This is a genomic window from Aeromonas sp. QDB54, assembly GCF_027707385.1.
GTDB classification, from domain to species: domain Bacteria; phylum Pseudomonadota; class Gammaproteobacteria; order Enterobacterales; family Aeromonadaceae; genus Aeromonas; species Aeromonas hydrophila.
Genome location: NZ_JAPCIT010000001.1, coordinates 214,867 through 233,872, shown reverse-complemented (window position 1 = coordinate 233,872; position 19,006 = coordinate 214,867). Strand labels below are relative to the sequence as shown.

Here is a 19,006-nt window from a genome sequence, read left to right as displayed (position 1 = left end):
GTATACGAACAGGAATTTTTACATGAAAACCGCACAGGAAATCCGCGCTGGTAACGTCGTCATGATCGGTACCGAGCCGATGGTGGTCCAGAAAGCCGAATTCAACAAATCCGGCCGTAACTCCGCCGTGGTCAAGATGAAGCTGAAAGGCCTGCTGAACGGCAGCGCCACCGAGACCGTATTCAAGGCCGACGACAAGCTGGAAGTTGTTCAGCTGGAACGTAAAGAGTGCACCTACTCCTACTTCTCCGACCCCCTGTATGTCTTCATGGACACCGAGTACAACCAGTACGACGTCGAGAAAGACAACCTGGGTGATGCCCTGAACTACATGGTTGACGGCATGGAAGACATCTGCGAAGTGACTTTCTACAACGAGAAAGCCATCTCCGTAGAACTGCCGACCACCATCGTTCGCGAAGTCGAGTACACCGAGCCGGCCGCCCGTGGCGACACCTCCGGTAAAGTGACCAAGCCGGCCCGTCTGAAGGGCACTACCTACGAGCTGGCCGTTGCCGCCTTCGTAGAGATCGGCGACAAGATCGAAATCGATACCCGCACCGGTGAGTTCAAGCGTCGCGTCAACTAAGTTGACCCCTTGAATCCATGGTGAAAAAGCGAGCCTTTGGCTCGCTTTTTTTATGGGTGCACGACGCCACCCGGCTGTATTCAAAGCGCAAACATGGCTAAATGGGCAAACTGGTTTGTGCCATCCTCCGGAGCGCCCCATGACATCTCTGCATAAAGGTCTGTTGCTGCTGTTGACCCTGGTACTGCTGGTCCTCTCCGGCTGGCAACCCTATGACAGGGCGACCTGGTTGATGGAAGTCGCGCCGGTGCTCATCGCCATGCCGCTGCTTGCCCTGACGCACCGCCATTTTCCGCTCACCAGCCTGCTCTATCTGTGCATCACCCTGCACGCCATGGTGCTGATGCTGGGCGGCGCCTATACCTACGCCCGCGTCCCGCTGGGATTCGAGCTGCAGCAGTGGCTCGAGCTCAGCCGCAACCCCTATGACAAGATTGGCCACTTCTTTCAGGGCTTCGTGCCCGCCCTGGTGTGCCGGGAGATCCTGCTGCGCGGAGGTTATGTGCAGGGCCGGCGCATGCTGGCGTTTCTGGTGGTCTGCGTGGTGCTCGCCATCAGCGCCACCTACGAGTTCATCGAGTGGGGGGCCGCCCTCGCGCTCGGTCAGGGGGCGGATGAGTTTCTCGGCACCCAGGGCGACCCCTGGGATACCCAGTCCGACATGTTCTTCGCCCTGATTGGCGCCGTCACTGCCCTGCTGCTGCTCTCGCCCCTGCACGACCGCCAGCTGGCCGGGCTCGCCAGCACCGATCGGCCGTCACCCTAGCGCTGCCACTTCCCCCTTCAGAAAATCGGCCTGGTGCCGCTAACCCGAGTAACCGGGGGAGCGCACTATGGCCAGATTGTTTTTATCACTGCTGTTACTGACCCTGCTGGCAAGCAACCCCTTGCAGGCCAGCGAGGGCACACCGCTTACGCCGCTCGACTACTGGCAGAACAACGACTGGCAGGGGCTGCCCAACAGCACCCAGATCGACAAGCAGACAGTACTGTTCGCCAAGCACGACAGCGACAGCTATGTGGGGCTGGCCATCCTCTTGCCCGACTGGCAGCGCAGCGGCCAGCTGTGGCAGCTGACCCGGGCCCTCGGCCGGCTCGGCTTCGATACATTGCTGCTGCTCCCCTCGCCCCAACAGACCGAACTGGACCCCGCCGCCGAGAAAAAGCAGCAGGCCATCGACGACTTTCGCAAGCAGTTCGCCACCCGCATCAGCAAGCTGGGGGATGCCAAGCTGCAGGAAGGGGGCTTCAAGCTGATACTGGCGCAAGGCACCGGCGCCGCCTGGGCCACCAACCTCATCGCCAGCGACCAGCTGCCCGCCCCCGATGCGCTGGTGCTGCTCGACGGTTTCTTCCCCGACCAGCAGAGCAACCAGATCTTCGCCAAGGAGATCGCCCAGGCCACCATGCCCACCCTCGACCTCTATCAGGAGGATGGCGGACGCTGGCCGCTGCTGGCCGCCGAGGCGCGCAGAAGCGAAAGCCGCCGCAGCCACAAGCTCAACTACCGCCCCTACGCCCTGCTGGAACTGGACGAAACGCCGACCCGGATCCAGGGCTGGCTCACCCATCTCGGCTGGCTCTGACCCGAAAAATGCCGCCTGCCTCACATCCGGCGCGATTGCCAAGCCATTGATGCGCAGCAAACTGGCCCTCGGTCGCCGATGTTTGGCATCATGAACGCCTCAACGGCAGGAGGCTCCATGCAGCAAATTGTGTTTCTCGACAGCGATACCCTGGATACCGGCATCACCCTGCGCCACCCCGATTTTCCCCATCACTGGCAGAGCTACCCGAGCACGGCCCCCGAGCAGGTGGTGGAGCGGCTCAAAGACGCCAGCATCGCCATCATCAACAAGGTGCGCATCGGCGCCGCCGAGCTGGCCCGGCTGCCGGACCTGAAACTCATCGCGCTGGCCGCCACCGGCAGCGACAACGTAGATCTGGAGGCGTGCCGCGCCGCCAACGTCGGCGTCTGCAACATCCGCAACTACTCGGGCCCCTCGGTGCCGGAACACGCCATGGCGCTGATGCTTGCTCTGGCGCGCAACCTCTTCTGCTGGCGCCAGTCGCTGCTGGAGGGGCGCTGGCAGCAGAGCGGCCAGTTCTGCTTCTTCGATCACCACATCACGGATCTGCACGGCAAGCGGCTCGGCATCATCGGCAAGGGGACGCTCGGTCAGGCCCTAGGCGAGCGGGCCAGGGGGATCGGCATGGAGGTGCGCTACGCCCAGAGCCAGGTCGGCGCCAGCCACGACGAGGATCGGCTGCCGCTGGACGAACTGCTGCAAAGCGCCGATGTCATCAGCCTGCACTGCCCGCTCACCCCCTATACCCGCAACCTGATTGGCGAGCGGGAGCTCGAGCTGATGAAGCCGGGCGCCCTGCTGATCAACGTCGGCCGTGGCGGTCTGGTGGACGAGGAGGCCCTGCTGCGGGCACTGGCCAACGGCCGCCTCGGCGGTGCCGGTTTCGACGTGGCGAGCGTCGAGCCGCCGCCTCCCGACCATCCGCTGATGCAGGCGCTGCAGTACCCCCACTTCATCCTCACCCCCCACGTGGCCTGGGCCAGCGAGGAGTCGATGCAGCGTCTCGCCAATCAGCTGATCGACAACATCAACGCCTTCGCCGAGGGGCGCCGCCAACACCGGCTGGTGTGAGCGGCCAGCCGAGCCAAACAAGAGAGGGGCCTGTCGGCCCCTCTCTCATTGCTGGCAGCGATCAATCATCGTCGTGCCATCTGTGTTTCTTGTGCTTCTTGTGTTTCTTGTGGTGCCTGTGCTCATCGTCGTAGTAACGATCGTTGCTGCTCTTGTGGCCATCACCAGTCTTGGCGCCGATGGCGGAGCCGCTGGCCCCGCCGACACCGGCCCCGATCAGCTGACCCGCGCTGCCACCCACGCTCTTGCCGATGGCCGCGCCACCGAGGGCCCCGACCGCGCCACCAAGGGCCGCTTCATTCTTGTTGCCCTTGTTGGCCGTGGCGGCGCCACCAGCCGCACCGCCCAGCGCCGCCCCCACCAGGGCACCGGTATCACCGCCCAGCTCCTTGCCGATCATGGTGCCGGCCACGCCACCCGCACCGCCACCGAGGATGGTATTGAGTGTCTCCGAGGCCTGCGCTACGCCGCTGACCAGCAGCAGTGAGCCCAGCAGGGCCAGGGCGCTCATGCCACGCTTGTTCATCTCCATGGGGTACTCCTGTCAAACCTGATTAATTTCCCCGAACTATACGATTCCCGCCAAAGGGCGCCACTGTCGCAGGAGAGCGACACCGCCTCCCACGCCGCCTGCGACGCCGGTCAATTAGCTCATAAGATATTGAATCTAAATACGTAAATGACATCGCATGGAAATTGGGCAGCGAACGGTGCCGGGGCCCACCGAGCGGCAGCGGTCGCTTAGCCGTTATCCATATGACAGGATCTGTCAGCACCCTGCTCCTGCCGGGTCCGCTCCGTCAAAGACCAGCCATCGCGCCCCAGCCGCTTGCTCCGATAGAGACACTCGTCGGCCCGCTCGAACAGCAGCACACCCTCATCCGGGCTGTGGGCGCCGCCCACGCTCAGGGTCACCGCCTCGCAAAACTCGCGCCACTGCTGATTACGCACCCGCGCCAGCAGTCGGGTCAGCCCGGCCTCCAGCTCGCTGCGTGGCCAGGGCAACAGGGCGGCGAACTCGTCTCCCCCGATCCGGTAGACGCAGCCACTGCCCAGCTCCGCCACCAGCAGCTCGGCGACCCGGCAGAGCACGCCGTCCCCCACCGTGTGCCCCCAGTTGTCATTGATGCGCTTGAAGTTGTCGACGTCGAACAGCAGCAGCCAGTGGGGAGTGGCGCTCTCCTCCAGTTCGCTGCGGCGCTGGGTGAAGGCCCGCCGGTTCATGATGCCGGTGAGGGGGTCGTGCAGCAGGGCATCCTGCCCCTACAGAAAACTGGCCCGCACCTGATCTATCTCGCTCAGGCTGCTGTGCACGAACCAGGTCTTCAGCTGGCAGGGAGTCTGGGTCGGATCCCGCACTATGCCGGTCAGCGAGCCGGCCACCAGCGCCTGCTCCTGATTGAACACCCGCACCAGAAAGTTGATGCTGCAAAACCAGATGGCAAACAGCGAGAACAGCGGCAGCACCACCATCAGCAGGGCCTCCTCGAGGCCGTCGTGAAACAGCTCTGGCGGCAGATAGATGTTGAGATCCCAGTCGATCCCCTCCAGCTCCCGGCGCAGATGGCGGCCATGCCAGATCACCTCCAGTCCGCTGCCCGCCACGCCCGCCGTGGTCACCGGCGGCTGATAAAGCGCCATGTTGCAGCCCACCACCAGCTGACCTCCCCCCCGCGAGCTGATGTAGATGGCCGCCTGGTTGCGACCCATGGCCCGCTGCAGTGCCTGCTGGATGGCGTTGAACGACATGTCGACCATCAGCAGGCCGAGCAGCTGACCATCCAGCCCCTTTACCCGCTTGATCAGGGTCAGGATCTGCTTGTCCGAGCCGTACTCCTGGTAGGGCCCCAACCAGATGAGCTCATCCCCCGGCATCGACAGAGCCCGATACCAGGGCCGGTTGGCGGCACGATACTCGGCAGGCTGCTGCCAGGCCGGGTAGCTGCTGATGCGGTCCGTTTGCGGGTGGTAGAAGTAGATGTAGTGGCTGTCGCGCTTGATCTGGTGGGCAATGGCCCAGAGCGGGTTGTCGGCCGGCTCGCCGCGGGCGATGGCGGCCTTGTCCAGCGACGCTTCCAGCACCGCCAGCTGACGCTGGTTGGCCAGCACCAGCTCGTGGATCAGGGCCGCATCGAGGGAGGAGAGCATGTGGCCGTAACCGGCCACCGTCTTGTCGATGCTGCGCAGATAGCTGGCCGTCGCCAGGGCCAGGGTCACCACCAGCACCAGGGTGCCCAGCAGCAGGGTCAACGAGGTCAACAGGTAGTAACGCCGACTAATCAACCACTGGATCATCAACACCCCGCAAAAAATTCTGTAATGCGAGGATTCTATGGCGGTCGGACAGAATCATTCATTGATTAAAATCAGCCGCCCTCCGGCTAACTGACAAAAAACATATAAACGTGATACTGCTCATCCATGCCGTGGATATGTATATCAACAAAAAGTAAAAACAGTGACCACTGTGCGTTGACGGCTAACCAGGAAGGGGGTGTTATAGTCTATAGCTTGAACAATCGGAGCCGGATGGCCTTGCCAAGGACCACCGAAGACGATTCCCTGTCAAACAAAGGAGATGTTATGAGCAGTCCGTTTATCGAACAGATCAAAGTACGTCGTACCATCTATGCCCTGGGTGACCAGGTTTCCCATACGCCGGAGCAGCTGACCACTCTCATCCAGGATGCCATCAAGCACAGCCCCTCCTCGTTCAACTCCCAGAGCTCCCGCGCCGTCATCCTGTTTGGCGCCCAGCACCACAAGCTGTGGGACATCGTCAAGGCGGAGCTGAAGAAGATAGTGCCGCCGGAAGCCTATCCCCAGAGCGAAGCCAAGGTGGACGGCAGCTTCCGCGCAGGTTTCGGCACCGTGCTCTTCTTCGAGGACACCGACGTCATCAAGGATCTGCAGCAAAAATTCGCCCTCTACGCCGACAACTTCCCCATCTGGTCGGAACATGCCACCGGCATCGCCCAGTTTGCGGTCTGGACCACCCTGGCCCAGGAGAAGATCGGCGCCTCCCTGCAGCACTACAACCCGCTCATCGACCAGGCGGTACACAAGGAGTGGAACCTGCCCGCCAGCTGGCTGCTGCGCGCCCAGATGCCCTTTGGCAGCATCAAGCAACCGGCCGGTGACAAGACCTTCATGGACGACGCCGCGCGTTTTCGCGTGTTCAAATAAGCGTATCGCCCACCATCCAAGCCCCCGCTCGACGGGGGCTTTTTGTTGTCAGGCCAGCAGCGTCAGCTGCAGACCCGCCGCCTCCTCCACCACGCTCACCTGGCGCCAGTCCTGGATCAGGGCACTGATGTCCGGGTCGAGCCGCTGCCTTCCCCCCACCTGCACTACACGACAACCCGCCTGCAGCGCACTGGTGATGCCGGCCGGCGCATCCTCGAACACCAGGCAATCGGCCGCCGCCAGCCCCAGACGCTCGGCCGCCAGCAGATAGGGCTCGGGATCCGGCTTGCCATGCACCACATCCTCGGCCCCCACCAGCAGGGCGGGCAACGGCAGAGCGGCACTGCGCAATCGATGACGGGCCACCCGCTGGCTGGCGGAGGTCACCAGCGCCCAGCGCTCGCTCGGCAAACCCGCCAGCAGAGCCCGGGCACCGGCAATGGCCTCCGCCTGGCCGGTGTGGTTGATCTCCAGCTCGTCGAGCAGGGCCACCTCCTGCGCCATGTCCAGTTGCGGGGCCAGGGTGCGGAGCACCTCTCGCGAGCGCACCCCGTGGCACATGGCCAGCACCGGCTCGGGCGCCAGCTGATGGCGGCGGCACCAGAGCCGCCATACCGTTTCCACTTCGTCGGTGGAGTGCACCAGGGTGCCATCCATGTCCAGCAGCAGGGCGCTGGCCCGCAGCACAAGCCGGCTCATGCGCCGACCCCGGCCAGGCCGGGTTCACTCCCCGCCAGAATGTCGCCGAAGGCCCGCCGCTGGGCCGCCTGTTCATAGCAGGCCAGCGCCTGTTCGGCATTGCTCGCCCAGACTTGCAAGGGGCCGACCGCAAAGCCCTGTTGCAACAGGCTGGTAAGCAGCTCTCCCGTCTCCGGCGCAGCCAGCGGCTGGGCCAGTACCAGGGTTCCCTTGATCAAAAACAGATAGCGTTCGGCAGGCATAAGATGACTCCTTGTGACGGATCGGATGGGGCCAATGGGGCCCGCTACCAGACCATTAGAACAAGGCGGTTAGATAATTTATAATCACAAAATGGCCACTTTAGATAACCATATGGAATGAAATTCGATCTGAAGCAACTGCAGGCATTCGTCACCCTGGCCGACACCGCCAACTACCGGGAGGCCGCCAACCGGCTGTTCATCACCCAGCCGGCCCTCACCAAGCAGATCCAGGGGCTGGAGCAGACCCTCGGCAGTACCCTGTTCAACCGGGGTCGCCACGGCGCCGAGCTGACCGCCATCGGCGCCCAGCTGCTCACCCAGGCGAGCGCCCTGGTCGAACACGGCAAGGGCTTTGAACTCCACGCCATGGCGTTGGCCAGCGGCATTGCCGGGCGCCTCAAGATTGGTTTCGGCCTGTCGAGCTTCGCGCTGGCACCGGCACTGGTGGCCAGCTTCAAGCAGCAGGTGCCCGAGGTGATGGTGCATCTGCAGGACATGACCTCCGCCATCCAGCAGGAGCGGCTGCTGTCGGGCCAGCTGCAGCTCGGCTTCATGCGCCGGCCCCAGGCGCCGCAGTTGCAGGAGCACAGACTGCTGACCGATCGGCTGGTGCTGGCGGTGCCAACCCTGATGACGCAGCCGGATCCGGCCGCCTTCGATGTGGAGCAGGCGCTGGCCAGTCAGCCCTTGCTGCAGATGGTCGGCCACCGCTGCCCCGGCCTCAGCCAGCAGATCGCCGGCTTCCTCGGCGCCAACCGGCTGACCGGCATGATCCAGGAGGCGGAGGATATCCAGACCCTGGTGGCACTGGTGGCCGCCGGCATCGGCAACGCCATCCTGCCGCGCAGCGTCAGCTTCATCGCCGGCCCGGACGTCACCCTCTACCCCTTGTCCGGCCCCTGCTCCGAGTGGGAGATAAGCCTGGTGTGGAACCCGGAATTTGCCGATCCCATCCGCGATCGCTTCGTGCAGCTGGTCATCGATGCCCACCCGGCGCCGCAGCCAGCCCTGCCGGGTCGCTGATGCGATAGGTTCAGGGAGTCGATATCAGGGGACAGGCGAGGTATCGCCACGGGGGGTGTGGCAATCGAGTATCAGGCGGCCGGCAGCGCGCTGCAGCTGACGCAGTGGCAGCGATTCTTGCCCCCCTGCTTGGCCAGATAGAGCGCCATGTCGGCGGCGGTCAGCAGCTCCTCTTCCGAGACACGGGCCTGCTGCGGCAACAAGGTGGCGATGCCGACGCTGGCACTGAGTCTAAGTCCATCCGCCCCCGGGATCAGCAGCTCGCCGATGCCGACGCGAATGGCCTCCCCCATGCGGGAGGCGGCCTCGTCCCCGGTGTTGCCGAGGATCAGGGCAAATTCGTCGCCGCCGAAGCGGCACGGCAGATCGGTAGCCCGCTGGCAGAAGGTGCTCAGCAGCTGACCCACCTGCTGCAAGAAACCGTCCCCGACCTGATGGCCGAAGTGGTCGTTGCACAGCTTGAAGTTGTCCAGATCCAGCATGATGAAGGAGATGGGGGTCTGTTCGCGCATGCTGCGCCGCCACTCGTTGTGCAGAAAGCTGTTGAACAGCCGCCGGTTGGCCAGCCCGGTCAGCGGGTCGTGCAGGGAGAGGTAGGCCATGTCCAGCTCCTGCAGCTTGCGTTCGGTGACGTTGATGTGGCTGATGGTGTAGAACTCGACCTCGATACCGGGGATGGCGGAGACTCGCATCATGAACCAGCGCTGGGTATCCGGGCTGTGACAGGGGTACTCCAGATGAAAGTGCTGCTGCTCGTGGCGCAGTACCCGCCGGATCCCCTCGGCCGCCATCTGGGCCAGCGGCTCCACCGAGTTGTCGCACACCCTCAGATAGTTGACGCCCAGCCAGTCGTACCCCTCCGGCATGCCGTTCTGTTCGGCGAAGCTATTCCAGGCGAGGTTGGTGTAGTGGATGACGCCATCCCGATCGATCACCGAGATCTGCTCCTCCAGCGAATTGAGCAATGCAGACAGGTATTGCGCCCGATCGGAGAAGTGAAACAGTGATCCCTGAAAATAGTCCGCCATGACCCTGTTCCTCACCCAACAACGACGTACCGCACCTGCCGCAACCACCAGCGTAATGCCGGCGTGCCGTCCATGACGAAGGGGCATCGGCGGCCATGGCCCGCTCCCGGCCTGCAAGATAAAGATAGATGATCAACCACTTGCACCATCCCCGCTAGTGGCCGCACCACTGGCTTTCACAAGGAATCCCATTCCCTCTTCCTCTGCCGTCCATCTTGGTATTGGGGCAGTTTTGCAAAAACCAGGTCGCCTCCTCGCAGGAGGTCATCTGGGAGCAGTACTGCCGACCGTCGCACTGACGGACGAAGGTGGGCGCCGCCTGCGGGCTGTCTGTGCTGTCCACTGTCTGCTGACTGAAAGAAGAGCTTGGCGAAGGCGAGACCGACTCGGCCGAGAAACGGGAGTAAATGGAGAAGATCCCGGCCAGCACCAGCAGCGGGATCAGCTTGCCGCGCCAGTTGCTGCGGCGTCGATAGACGGGGCGCGGGCGTGCCCTGGCTGGCGTCGGCCGCTCCCCGGTCACAGCCTGTCTGCCCACAGAGGGCGCTGGTTGGGCGCCTGCCAGCGACAGCGGCCGATCCACAAAGAACACCTGCTCGGCCCTGGGTTTGCCATCTTGGCCGCTGCCAAGCTGATAGGAGACCCGCTCGCCGGCCTTGGGCAGCGAGCCATCTGACTGCAGCGCCGAGATGTGCACAAACAGCTCGGCACCTTTCGGCTCGCCATCCCCCTGTTCGGGGGCGATAAAACCAAAGCCGCGCGCCTCGTTCCAGCGCACGATCCGTCCCTGATAACGCATGCCCTCATCCTTGTGGCCATCGATGCTCGCTTCATGTTGCCCAAAATGGCTGCGGCCCGACAGGGGGCCGCAGACAAAATGTCAAAACAGTGAGCAAGCTCCGCTTGCCGCCGGGATCAGGCCAGCTGGGCCACCTTGCAGATCTCGGCGATGCGGCCGAGCATTCGCAGCGAGGCATGGTGCTCATTGGCATCCGCCGCCGCGCAGGCATCCTCCAGGATGGTGATGGCGTAGTCGCGATCATGACCCTCCCGCGCCGCCGCCTGAATGGCCCAGCTGGTGCTCACCCCGCACAGATAGAGGTGGTCGATGTGGTTGGCTCGCAGCGCCGGCTCCAGCGCGGTGCCGTAGAAGGGGCTGACCCTGGGCTTGGTCAGCACCAAGTCGCCTGGCTGCACGTCGAGGTCGGCGTGAAAGTCGGTGCCGCTGTCGCCAAGCGACAGCGCCCCGAACTGGTGAGCCCGGCCAAACATGGGCGAGCCCTTGGGTTGCAGCAGATAGTGCGGGTCAAAACCCACCTTGATCAGCACCACCAGCCAGCCGTGGGCGCGGGCATGGGCCAGCGCCTGATTGGCGTGCGCGATGGCGTCCTGTTCCAGCACATGGGCCGCCGAGGCGGCGATGCGCCCGTCCGGGTGGGCGATGTCGTTGATGAAATCGATCACCAGCAATGCCTTGTTCATGCTGCCTGCTCCCTCATGATGGCGCCGTGCGCCTTAAACCAGCCCCAGCGCATAGCGTAGCGCCATCTCCTTGAGCGGGCCCGCCTTGTCCGCCAGATTGAGGGCCAGGTTGCGCGCCAGCTTGAGCGGGCCAATCTCGTTGCTGAACACCCCGTAGAAGAGATCCATCCCCGACTGCATCAACAGGTTGTCGGGGCGACGGCGCCGCTCATAGCGCCCGGCCAGCCCCAGCTGATGCCAGTCGGCCCCGGCCCCTTGCAGCAGATCGCTCCAACAGGCCACGTCCTTGAAACCGAGGTTGACCCCCTGCCCCGCCAGCGGGTTGATGGTGTGGGCGGCATCGCCCAGCAGCACCACCCGACCGGCGTGATAGTCGTTGGCGTGGCGGCGCACCAACGGGAAACACCCCTTGGCCGTCACGGCAAACCCGCCAAGCCGGCTCGGGAAGTGGCGGCGCACCTCGGCGGCCAGCCCCTCGTTGCTCATGGCAGCCAGCGCCCGGATGCGGGCCGGACTGTCATACCACACCAGGGAGCCGTGCTGGCCCGGCAGCGGCAGGAAGGCGCGCGGGCCGCTCGGGGTAAACTGCTGCCAGGTGATGTCTTCCTGCGCGAAGTCGGTGTCGATGTTGATCAGCATGCAGTGCTGGCGGTACTCGAAGCGCGACACGCCTATGCCCGCCAGCCGGCGCATCTGGGATTCGGCGCCGTCGCAGGCCAGCACCCAGCGGGCGGCCAGCTCGCTGCCATCATCCAGGGTCAGCACCGCCTCGTCCGCGCTCTGGCGCAGGCTCGTCACCGCCGCCGGGGTGTGGGTCTGGATGTTGGGGAAATCTTCCATGCGTCTGAGCAACGCCAGCTGCACCAGCCGGTTCTCGATGATGTAGCCAAGCTGGGGCAGGCCGAGGTCGGCGGCATTGAAGCGGGTGGCGAAGCCATCCAGCTCCCAGGTCTCCAGCCGGCGATAGGGGCACAGCCGCATCTGCTGCAGATGCTGCCAGGCGCCGGCCTGCTCCAGCAGTGCCACCGAAGCCTGGCTGATGGCGGAGACCCGCAGATCCAGCGGCTGCTCGGGGGCGTATTGCTCCGGCAGCCGGGTCTCGATGACCCGCACCGACAGACCCTGCGCCGCCAGCAGACAGGCGGTGGCGGCGCCGACCATGCCGGCCCCGACGATGGCGATATCACACTGTTCCATAACTTGATTCCTGCAAGGGGTGAGCCCGGGCAAGGGGAAAACGCAGCCGGACCGAATGACCACATGATACCGCAAGGGGCGCCGGGAAACAGTGAAGGGTGTGGAGAATTAGTGCGCCAAATCAAGGAGAAAGCCGATGCCGACCGGAAGCCCGTCGGCGGCGCTCCGGCCGTGGCCAGCTGGATATTCGCTAGGCAGTCTCCGGATTGCGGAGTAAAATGCCCGGTCCTTTGACCATGCCGCATTCAAAACAAGTCAAGAGAAGCAATGAGCAAAAAACTTCACATCAAAACCTGGGGTTGCCAGATGAACGAGTACGACTCGTCCAAGATGGCCGACCTGTTGGATGCCAGCAATGGCTACACGCTTACCGAAGAGCCCGAAGAGGCAGACGTTTTGCTGCTCAACACCTGCTCCATCCGCGAAAAAGCGCAGGAGAAGGTGTTTCACCAGCTGGGACGCTGGAAGAAGCTCAAGGCAAACAAACCCGGTCTGGTGATCGGCGTGGGCGGCTGCGTCGCCTCTCAGGAGGGGGACAACATCCGCACCCGCGCCCCCTATGTGGACATCGTCTTCGGCCCGCAGACCCTGCATCGCCTGCCCACCATGATCAAGCAAGTGCAGGAGGGGCGCGGTGCCCAGGTGGACGTCGCCTTCCCGGAAATCGAGAAGTTCGACAGCCTGCCCGAGCCGCGCGCCGAAGGGGCGACCGCCTTCGTGTCCATCATGGAAGGCTGTTCCAAATACTGCTCCTTCTGCGTGGTGCCCTACACCCGCGGCGAGGAGGTGAGCCGTCCGCTCGACGACGTGCTCTATGAAATCGCCCAGCTCGCCCAGCAGGGCGTGCGCGAAGTGAACCTGCTCGGCCAGAACGTCAACGCCTATCGGGGCCCGACCTTCGACGGCGGCATCTGCACCTTCGCCGAGCTGCTGCGGCTGGTGGCCGCCATCGACGGCATCGATCGCATTCGCTATACCACCAGCCACCCCATCGAGTTCACCGACGACATCATCGAGGTCTACAAGGACACCCCGGAAGTGGTCAGCTTCCTGCACCTGCCGGTGCAGAGCGGCTCCGACCGCATCCTGACCATGATGAAGCGCCCGCACACCGTGCTGGAGTACAAGTCCAAGATCCGTCGCCTGCGCGCCGCCCGTCCCGACATCACCATCAGTTCCGACTTCATCGTCGGCTTCCCGAACGAGACGGACGAGGATTTCGAGGCCACCATGAAACTCATCGAAGAGATCAACTTCGACATGAGCTTCAGCTTCATCTACAGCCCGCGCCCCGGTACCCCGGCCGCCGATCTGCCTGATGATGTCGACATGGAGGTGAAGAAAGCCCGCCTGACTCGCCTGCAGCATGTCATCAACAACCAGTCGATGCAGATTGGCCGCGCCATGCTGGGCTCCACCCAGCGCATCCTGGTGGAAGGGCCCTCCAAGCTCGACCCCATGCAGCTGTGCGGCCGCACCGAGAACAACCGGGTGGTCAACTTCGAGGGCCCGCATACCCTGATCGGCGGCTTTGCCGACGTGGAGATCACCGAGGTGCGTCCCAACTCCCTGCGCGGCAAATTCCTGCGCGGCGAGAACGAGATGAACCTGCGCATCGCCACCGCTCCGAGCGAGATCCTGGCCCGCCGCCCGGATAACATACCGGACCAGCTGGGCGTTGCCGCGTTTACTCCCAACCCAAGCGAGATCCTGGTTAAATCCGACCGCCCGGACAATGTACCGGACCAGCTGGGCGTGGCCGCCTTCACTCCCCACTAATCTATTCACCCCATCCGGCCCCGGCCGGGTGGGATCGCGTCAAGACGAGGACACTTTGAGCCGACACATCTCGACCCTGAATCTGCATCTGGAACCCGCCGACAACCAGCGTCTCGCCAGTCTGTGCGGTCCGTTCGATGACAACGTCAAACAGCTGGAGCGCCGCCTCGGCGTCGAGGTCAGCTACCGCGACAACCACTTCCAGCTGCTGGGCAAGCAGGCCCAGGTGGAGGCGGCCGCCGTCATCCTCAAGCACCTCTATGTGGAAACCCAGCCGCTCAAGGGTGGCAAGGTGACCGACATCACCCCCGACATGGTCCATCTGGCCATTCAGGAGTCACGGGTGCTGGAGCAGGATGACGAGCCGGCGCCGAGCATCCCTTACGGCAAGGAGGTGACGGTCAAGACCAAGCGCGGCCTCATCAAGCCGCGCAGCCCCAACCAGGCCCAGTACATCGCCAATATCGTGCGCCACGACATCTGCTTCGGCATCGGCCCTGCCGGGACCGGCAAGACCTATCTGGCGGTGGCGGCGGCGGTGGACGCGCTGGAGCGTCAGGAAATTCGTCGCATTCTGCTGACCCGTCCGGCGGTGGAAGCGGGGGAGAAGCTCGGCTTCCTGCCCGGCGATCTCTCCCAGAAGGTGGATCCCTACCTGCGCCCGCTCTACGACGCCCTGTTCGAGATGCTGGGCTTTGAGCGGGTGGAGAAGCTGATGGAGCGCAACATCATCGAGGTGGCGCCGCTCGCCTACATGCGAGGCAGAACCTTGAATGACGCCTTTATCATCCTGGACGAGGCCCAGAACACCACCACCGAGCAGATGAAGATGTTCCTGACCCGCATCGGCTTCAACTCCAAGGCGGTGGTGACCGGCGACATCACCCAGATAGACCTGCCCCGCAACCAGAAATCGGGCCTGCGCCACGCGCTGGAAGTGCTGCAGGATGTCGACGGCCTGTCGTTCAACTTCTTCGAATCCAAGGACGTGGTGCGCCACCCGGTGGTGGCTCGCATCGTGCAGGCCTACGAGGCGTTCGATGCCAAACAGGCGGCCGATAAAGCCGCCCCCCACACCAGCAAAGAGAGTGCCCAATGAGCGTGACCCTGGATCTGCAACTGGCCAGTGCCAGCACCGACGGCCTGCCGAGCGAGGCCCAGCTGCAGGGCTGGCTCGACGGCACCATTCTCGGCTTCCAGCAGGAGGCCGAAGTGACGGTGCGCATCGTCGACGAGGCGGAGAGCAACGAGCTCAACCTCACCTATCGCGGCAAGGACAAGCCCACCAACGTGCTCTCCTTCCCGTTCGAGGCCCCGCCCGGCCTGGAGCTGCCGCTGCTCGGCGATCTGGTGATCTGCCGCCAGGTGGTGGAGCGCGAAGCCGTCGAACAGGGCAAGCCGCTGATGGCCCACTGGGCCCACATGGTTGTGCACGGCAGTCTGCATCTGCTAGGTTATGACCATATCGAGGATGACGAGGCCGAAGAGATGGAAGCGCTCGAGCGCGACATCATGCAGGAGCTCGGTTTCGCCGATCCTTATCTGAACGACGAAGAGTAAAGAACCGGATGGTCATCGTCTTGAAACAGCCGATGCCCATCCTCATATAGCCACAACGATTTCAAGTGTGTTCATACGAGTAACCAAGAGAGAAAATGACCGACGATCACCCTAGTACCGGCTCGCCGAAGAAAACCTGGCTCGACAAACTCAGCCAACTCTTCCAGGGCGAGCCAAAAGACCGCAACGATTTGGTGGAAGTGATAGCCGACGCCGAAGAGCGCGATCTCATCGATCAGGACACCAAGGACATGATCGAGGGCGTGCTCGAAATTGCCGAGCTGCGCGTGCGCGACATCATGATCCCCCGCTCCCAGATGGTGACCATCGAGAAATCCCAGCCAGTGGACGAGATCCTGCCGGTGATCATCGAGTCGGGTCACTCCCGCTTTCCGGTGATCAACGAAGACAAGGATCACGTGGAGGGCATCTTGCTCGCCAAGGATCTGCTGCCGTTCGGGTTTGGCGGCCACCACGCCAGCGAACCGCTGCAGCTGGAGAAGATCCTGCGTCCCACGGTGATCGTCCCCGAGAGCAAGCGGGTCGACCGTCTGCTCAAAGAGTTTCGTGAAGAGCGCTACCACATGGCCATCGTGGTGGACGAGTTCGGCGGCGTCTCAGGTCTGGTGACCATCGAGGACATCCTCGAGCTCATCGTCGGCGAGATCGACGACGAATTCGACGACATCGAGGATGAGCCGGACGAGATCCGCCGTATCAGCAAGCGGGTGTTCGCCGTCAGCGCCCTCACCGAGATCGAAGATTTCAACGACTTCTTCGGCACCCAGTTCAGCGATGAAGAGGTGGATACGGTGGGCGGTCTGGTGATGCACGCCTTCAGCCATCTGCCCAAGAAGGGCGAGGAGATCGAGCTGGAAGGCTACCTGTTCAAGGTGATGCACGCCGACAAGCGCCGCCTGCAGCAGCTGCAGGTGAAGATCCCCGACAACCATGTCGCGGCCCAGTCCGAGGCCCAATAAGCCTTGACCCTTGCCAACAGCGCCCCGCCCGTCGGGGCGCTGTTCGTTTGAGCACACACCACCTCTGCTTCTCCCCGGTCACAAGGCCCGTCATCGCCCTTTTATCCCCTCGCTTCGGGCCGTCGGCCGGGAGGCTCGCCGTTGACCGCCTTTACGGGTTAAGATACCGGCCACTCAACCCATTGCAGTTCAATCCGAGCCTTATCGCCCGTGAAACTACAGCCCGTGAAATCAAAACTCCTGACCAGCCTGTTTGCCATGGCCTCTGGCGCCATCGCCGTGCTCGCCTTCTCGCCCTTCAACTACTGGCCGCTGGTGATCCCCTCCCTGCTCGGTCTCTACGCCCTGCTGGACAAGGCCAACCCCAAGCAGGCGGCCTGGCGCGGCTTTGGCTACGCCATGGGGCTGTTTTTGCCGGGGCTGTGGTGGATCCACGTCAGCATGACCATGTTCGGCGGCATTCCACTGCCGGTGGCCTTCGTGCTGCTGGCCGGGCTGTCGGCCTATCTGGCGCTCTACCCGACCCTGGCCTGCTGGGCCTTCGCCCGCTTCTTCAGCGGTCGCCACTGGAGTCGCTGGCTGCTCGCCTTCCCGGCGCTCTGGCTGATGGCCGACTGGCTGCGCGGCTGGGTGATGACCGGCTTTCCCTGGCTCTGGTTCGGCTACAGCCAGATTGACGGGCCGCTCAAGGGCTTTGCTCCCATCCTCGGCGTGCAGGGCATCACCCTGGCATTGCTGTTGACCGCCTCCGCCCTCTGGCTGCTCTGGCAGAGCCGCAAGCCGGCCTGGCTGCTGGTGCCGGTGGCCCTGGTGGGCGCCGCCCAGGGGCTGATGCAGCTCAACTGGGTGACCCGCGGTGAACCGGTCAAGGTGGCGCTGGTGCAGGGCAACATCGAACAGTCCCTCAAGTGGGATCCGGAGGCGCTGGTGCCGACCGTGCGCAAGTATCAGGATCTCAGCCGCGAGAACCAGGACGCCGACATCATCGTCTGGCCGGAATCGGCCATCCCGGCCATCGAAAAGGAGATGGGCAACTACCTGGAGAGCCTGGACAAGGCGATGAAGGTGAACGATACCGGCCTGCTGGCGGGGATCATCCACTACGATCTCGAGCAGCAGCGCTTCTTCAATACCGTGCTCGGCATGGGGGTGCAGGATGCGGAAGGCAAGGAGTCCTACTACTACCAGCACAAGAACCGTTACTACAAATACCACCTGCTGCCCATCGGCGAGTTCGTGCCCCTTGAAGATCTGCTGCGTCCCATCGCGCCCTTCTTCAACCTGCCCATGTCCTCCTTCAGCCGTGGCGACGAGGTGCAACCGAACCTGATCGCCAAGGGGCTCAAGTTTGCCGCCGCCATCTGCTACGAGATCATCTTCCCGGACGAGGTGCGCCGCAACGTGCAGCCGGATACCGACTTCCTGCTGACCGTCTCCAACGACGCCTGGTTCGGCACCAGCATCGGTCCCTGGCAGCACATGGAGATCGCCCGCATGCGTGCCCTCGAGCTGGCCCGCCCGCTGCTGCGCGACACCAACACCGGCATCACCATCGTCACCGAGATCGACGGCAGCATCATCGCCCAGATCCCGCAGTTCGAGGCCGGCGTGCTGCGCACCGAGGTGCGTCCCGCCCACGGCGAGACCCCCTACCTGCGCTTTGGCAGCTGGCCCATGTATGGCATCGCCGCCCTGCTGCTGGCGCTGGGACTGGGGCTGCGCCCCCGCGCCCACCCCTGGGCGCGCAAGGGCTGACCCGGTCGTTCAACCCGATAAATAAGAGAGGCGCCCAAGGGCGCCTCTCTTCTGTTCAGTCTGATACCCGATCAGAACCTGTTCAGGCTCTGTAACGAGAGGTCGTCAGCAAGGTGAAGAGCAGCGCAGGAACCGGAGCGTATAGATATACGTGAGGATTCCGAGCAGCACATGAGCCTTGATCACGGCCTCGCAGCAAGAGCGTGGGCAGGTTCTCAGGGGGAGAGCGGCTCACGGTGATACTCATCGGCCCCGCACTCGGGACAAGTGCCGAGCTGCTGGGGGTGCAGCACGGTATGGCGCCACTCGCAGTGATCGCACACCAAGACCCCGAGCCCCACCCAGTCGCCGGCCCGGTAGACCCCCTTGTGCTCCAGCTCGTCCGCCAGCTCCTGCCACTCCACCTGGGTGCGGTCGGTCACATCCGCCAGCCATGACCAGGCAGTGTCTTTGAGCGCCAGCATGAAGGCGGACTCCTCCACCTGCTCATCCTTGCGCCCCTCGTCATAGTTGCCCAGATCCCGCTTCACATACTCGGCGATCAGCGCCAGCTCGTCCTGGGTCAGATCCCCGGCCGCCTCCAGATAAGCCTGCACCTTGGCGGTCATCCGGTTGAGGCGCTCCCCCTGGAACTGTTCTGTCTCTTGCCACTGCTTTTGCAGCTCGGCAATGAAGGCTTCGTACCCTTTTTGACGTTTGTCCATGGCCGTTACTCCTCTACTGAACCCTGATCAGGCCCGGCTTAAGGCCCGAGGGACGCTGGCGGTTGTTGCCGCCGCAGGATATGGGTATTCTATTGCGATTTCCCAGCTGATTTATCTAT

General features: G+C 63.6%; 18 protein-coding genes and 2 pseudogenes. 11 read left to right on the top strand and 9 right to left on the bottom strand.

Annotation, left to right across the window (positions count from 1 at the left end):
* Positions 1–22 precede the first annotated feature (22 nt).
* The 4 genes from efp to PG881_RS01085 all read left to right on the top strand — a co-directional run bounded on the left by efp (position 23) and on the right by PG881_RS01085 (position 3,249).
* Positions 23–589, top strand: a complete 567-nt coding sequence (gene efp, locus PG881_RS01100) for an elongation factor P (protein WP_011707002.1) — start codon at positions 23–25, stop codon at positions 587–589.
* 139 nt (positions 590–728) lie between these two features.
* Positions 729–1,355, top strand: coding sequence for a DUF2238 domain-containing protein (locus tag PG881_RS01095; RefSeq protein WP_270797803.1), 627 nt, complete (start codon positions 729–731; stop codon positions 1,353–1,355).
* Positions 1,356–1,422: 67 nt separating this feature from the next.
* On the top strand, positions 1,423–2,175 hold the full coding sequence (locus tag PG881_RS01090; protein ID WP_270797802.1) for a DUF3530 family protein: 753 nt from the start codon (positions 1,423–1,425) through the stop codon (positions 2,173–2,175).
* Positions 2,176–2,292: 117 nt separating this feature from the next.
* Positions 2,293–3,249 (top strand): D-2-hydroxyacid dehydrogenase, encoded by a 957-nt coding sequence (locus PG881_RS01085; RefSeq protein WP_270797801.1) that lies wholly within the window; start codon positions 2,293–2,295, stop codon positions 3,247–3,249.
* Between the two features lie 61 nt (positions 3,250–3,310).
* Here the strand turns inward: PG881_RS01085 and PG881_RS01080 are convergent, their stop codons facing one another.
* Entirely contained in the window at positions 3,311–3,781 is a 471-nt protein-coding gene (locus tag PG881_RS01080) for a hypothetical protein (RefSeq protein ID WP_270797800.1), read from the bottom strand.
* 209 nt (positions 3,782–3,990) lie between these two features.
* A pseudogene (locus tag PG881_RS01075) lies at positions 3,991–5,544 on the bottom strand (GGDEF domain-containing protein).
* A gap of 288 nt (positions 5,545–5,832) precedes the next feature.
* On the opposite strand from PG881_RS01075, the gene PG881_RS01070 reads away from it, so the two are divergent.
* Positions 5,833–6,435 (top strand): nitroreductase family protein, encoded by a 603-nt coding sequence (locus PG881_RS01070; RefSeq protein ID WP_016351664.1) that lies wholly within the window; start codon positions 5,833–5,835, stop codon positions 6,433–6,435.
* Between the two features lie 48 nt (positions 6,436–6,483).
* On the opposite strand, the gene PG881_RS01065 is transcribed toward PG881_RS01070, so the two are convergent.
* Complete coding sequence (locus PG881_RS01065; RefSeq protein ID WP_270797799.1) at positions 6,484–7,134, bottom strand: HAD-IA family hydrolase; 651 nt, start codon at positions 7,132–7,134, stop codon at positions 6,484–6,486.
* A complete protein-coding gene (locus PG881_RS01060) occupies positions 7,131–7,376 on the bottom strand; it encodes a hypothetical protein (protein WP_011707010.1) in 246 nt (81 codons plus the stop codon). The genes PG881_RS01065 and PG881_RS01060 overlap by 4 nt, the downstream gene beginning before the upstream one ends.
* A 117-nt stretch (positions 7,377–7,493) precedes the next feature.
* Between PG881_RS01060 and PG881_RS01055 the strand changes: the two genes are divergently transcribed.
* A complete protein-coding gene (locus PG881_RS01055) occupies positions 7,494–8,402 on the top strand; it encodes a LysR family transcriptional regulator (protein ID WP_270797798.1) in 909 nt (302 codons plus the stop codon).
* 71 nt (positions 8,403–8,473) lie between these two features.
* Here the strand turns inward: PG881_RS01055 and PG881_RS01050 are convergent, their stop codons facing one another.
* From PG881_RS01050 to PG881_RS01035, 4 genes are all read right to left on the bottom strand, one after another.
* On the bottom strand, positions 8,474–9,430 hold the full coding sequence (locus tag PG881_RS01050; protein ID WP_011707012.1) for a diguanylate cyclase domain-containing protein: 957 nt from the start codon (positions 9,428–9,430) through the stop codon (positions 8,474–8,476).
* A gap of 154 nt (positions 9,431–9,584) precedes the next feature.
* Complete coding sequence (locus PG881_RS01045; RefSeq protein WP_270797797.1) at positions 9,585–10,229, bottom strand: cold-shock protein; 645 nt, start codon at positions 10,227–10,229, stop codon at positions 9,585–9,587.
* Positions 10,230–10,345: 116 nt separating this feature from the next.
* The gene (locus tag PG881_RS01040; protein ID WP_017409242.1) at positions 10,346–10,912 is read right to left on the bottom strand and encodes an isochorismatase family cysteine hydrolase; all 567 of its coding nucleotides are present in this window, start codon (positions 10,910–10,912) and stop codon (positions 10,346–10,348) included.
* Positions 10,913–10,945: 33 nt separating this feature from the next.
* The gene (locus PG881_RS01035; protein WP_045528234.1) at positions 10,946–12,109 is read right to left on the bottom strand and encodes an FAD-dependent oxidoreductase; all 1,164 of its coding nucleotides are present in this window, start codon (positions 12,107–12,109) and stop codon (positions 10,946–10,948) included.
* Positions 12,110–12,376: 267 nt separating this feature from the next.
* Between PG881_RS01035 and miaB the strand changes: the two are divergent.
* The 5 genes and pseudogenes from miaB to lnt all read left to right on the top strand — a co-directional run.
* Positions 12,377–13,807: pseudogene (miaB, locus tag PG881_RS01030) on the top strand (tRNA (N6-isopentenyl adenosine(37)-C2)-methylthiotransferase MiaB); the annotation flags it as partial.
* A 136-nt stretch (positions 13,808–13,943) separates the two neighbouring features.
* A complete protein-coding gene (locus tag PG881_RS01025; protein WP_270797796.1) occupies positions 13,944–14,987 on the top strand; it encodes a PhoH family protein in 1,044 nt (347 codons plus the stop codon).
* Complete coding sequence (gene ybeY, locus PG881_RS01020) at positions 14,984–15,448, top strand: rRNA maturation RNase YbeY (RefSeq protein WP_270797795.1); 465 nt, start codon at positions 14,984–14,986, stop codon at positions 15,446–15,448. The genes PG881_RS01025 and ybeY overlap by 4 nt, the downstream gene beginning before the upstream one ends.
* A 95-nt stretch (positions 15,449–15,543) precedes the next feature.
* Entirely contained in the window at positions 15,544–16,428 is an 885-nt protein-coding gene (corC, locus tag PG881_RS01015; RefSeq protein ID WP_011707019.1) for a CNNM family magnesium/cobalt transport protein CorC, read from the top strand.
* 210 nt (positions 16,429–16,638) lie between these two features.
* The gene (lnt, locus tag PG881_RS01010; RefSeq protein ID WP_011707020.1) at positions 16,639–18,183 is read left to right on the top strand and encodes an apolipoprotein N-acyltransferase; all 1,545 of its coding nucleotides are present in this window, start codon (positions 16,639–16,641) and stop codon (positions 18,181–18,183) included.
* 215 nt (positions 18,184–18,398) lie between these two features.
* On the opposite strand, the gene PG881_RS01005 is transcribed toward lnt, so the two are convergent.
* The gene (locus PG881_RS01005) at positions 18,399–18,887 is read right to left on the bottom strand and encodes a zinc ribbon-containing protein (protein ID WP_270797794.1); all 489 of its coding nucleotides are present in this window, start codon (positions 18,885–18,887) and stop codon (positions 18,399–18,401) included.
* Positions 18,888–19,006: the final 119 nt, after the last annotated feature.

Excerpts from the sequence above, each read along its gene's own strand:
- efp (WP_011707002.1), top strand. The coding sequence starts at position 23 with ATGAAAACCGCACAGGAAATCCGCGCTGGTAACGTCGTCATGATCGGT.
- PG881_RS01095 (WP_270797803.1), top strand. The coding sequence starts at position 729 with ATGACATCTCTGCATAAAGGTCTGTTGCTGCTGTTGACCCTGGTACTG.
- PG881_RS01090 (WP_270797802.1), top strand. The coding sequence starts at position 1,423 with ATGGCCAGATTGTTTTTATCACTGCTGTTACTGACCCTGCTGGCAAGC.
- PG881_RS01085 (WP_270797801.1), top strand. The coding sequence starts at position 2,293 with ATGCAGCAAATTGTGTTTCTCGACAGCGATACCCTGGATACCGGCATC.
- PG881_RS01080 (WP_270797800.1), bottom strand. The coding sequence starts at position 3,781 with ATGGAGATGAACAAGCGTGGCATGAGCGCCCTGGCCCTGCTGGGCTCA.
- PG881_RS01070 (WP_016351664.1), top strand. The coding sequence starts at position 5,833 with ATGAGCAGTCCGTTTATCGAACAGATCAAAGTACGTCGTACCATCTAT.
- PG881_RS01065 (WP_270797799.1), bottom strand. The coding sequence starts at position 7,134 with ATGAGCCGGCTTGTGCTGCGGGCCAGCGCCCTGCTGCTGGACATGGAT.
- PG881_RS01060 (WP_011707010.1), bottom strand. The coding sequence starts at position 7,376 with ATGCCTGCCGAACGCTATCTGTTTTTGATCAAGGGAACCCTGGTACTG.
- PG881_RS01055 (WP_270797798.1), top strand. The coding sequence starts at position 7,494 with ATGAAATTCGATCTGAAGCAACTGCAGGCATTCGTCACCCTGGCCGAC.
- PG881_RS01050 (WP_011707012.1), bottom strand. The coding sequence starts at position 9,430 with ATGGCGGACTATTTTCAGGGATCACTGTTTCACTTCTCCGATCGGGCG.
- PG881_RS01045 (WP_270797797.1), bottom strand. The coding sequence starts at position 10,229 with ATGCGTTATCAGGGACGGATCGTGCGCTGGAACGAGGCGCGCGGCTTT.
- PG881_RS01040 (WP_017409242.1), bottom strand. The coding sequence starts at position 10,912 with ATGAACAAGGCATTGCTGGTGATCGATTTCATCAACGACATCGCCCAC.
- PG881_RS01035 (WP_045528234.1), bottom strand. The coding sequence starts at position 12,109 with ATGGAACAGTGTGATATCGCCATCGTCGGGGCCGGCATGGTCGGCGCC.
- ybeY (WP_270797795.1), top strand. The coding sequence starts at position 14,984 with ATGAGCGTGACCCTGGATCTGCAACTGGCCAGTGCCAGCACCGACGGC.
- corC (WP_011707019.1), top strand. The coding sequence starts at position 15,544 with ATGACCGACGATCACCCTAGTACCGGCTCGCCGAAGAAAACCTGGCTC.
- PG881_RS01005 (WP_270797794.1), bottom strand. The coding sequence starts at position 18,887 with ATGGACAAACGTCAAAAAGGGTACGAAGCCTTCATTGCCGAGCTGCAA.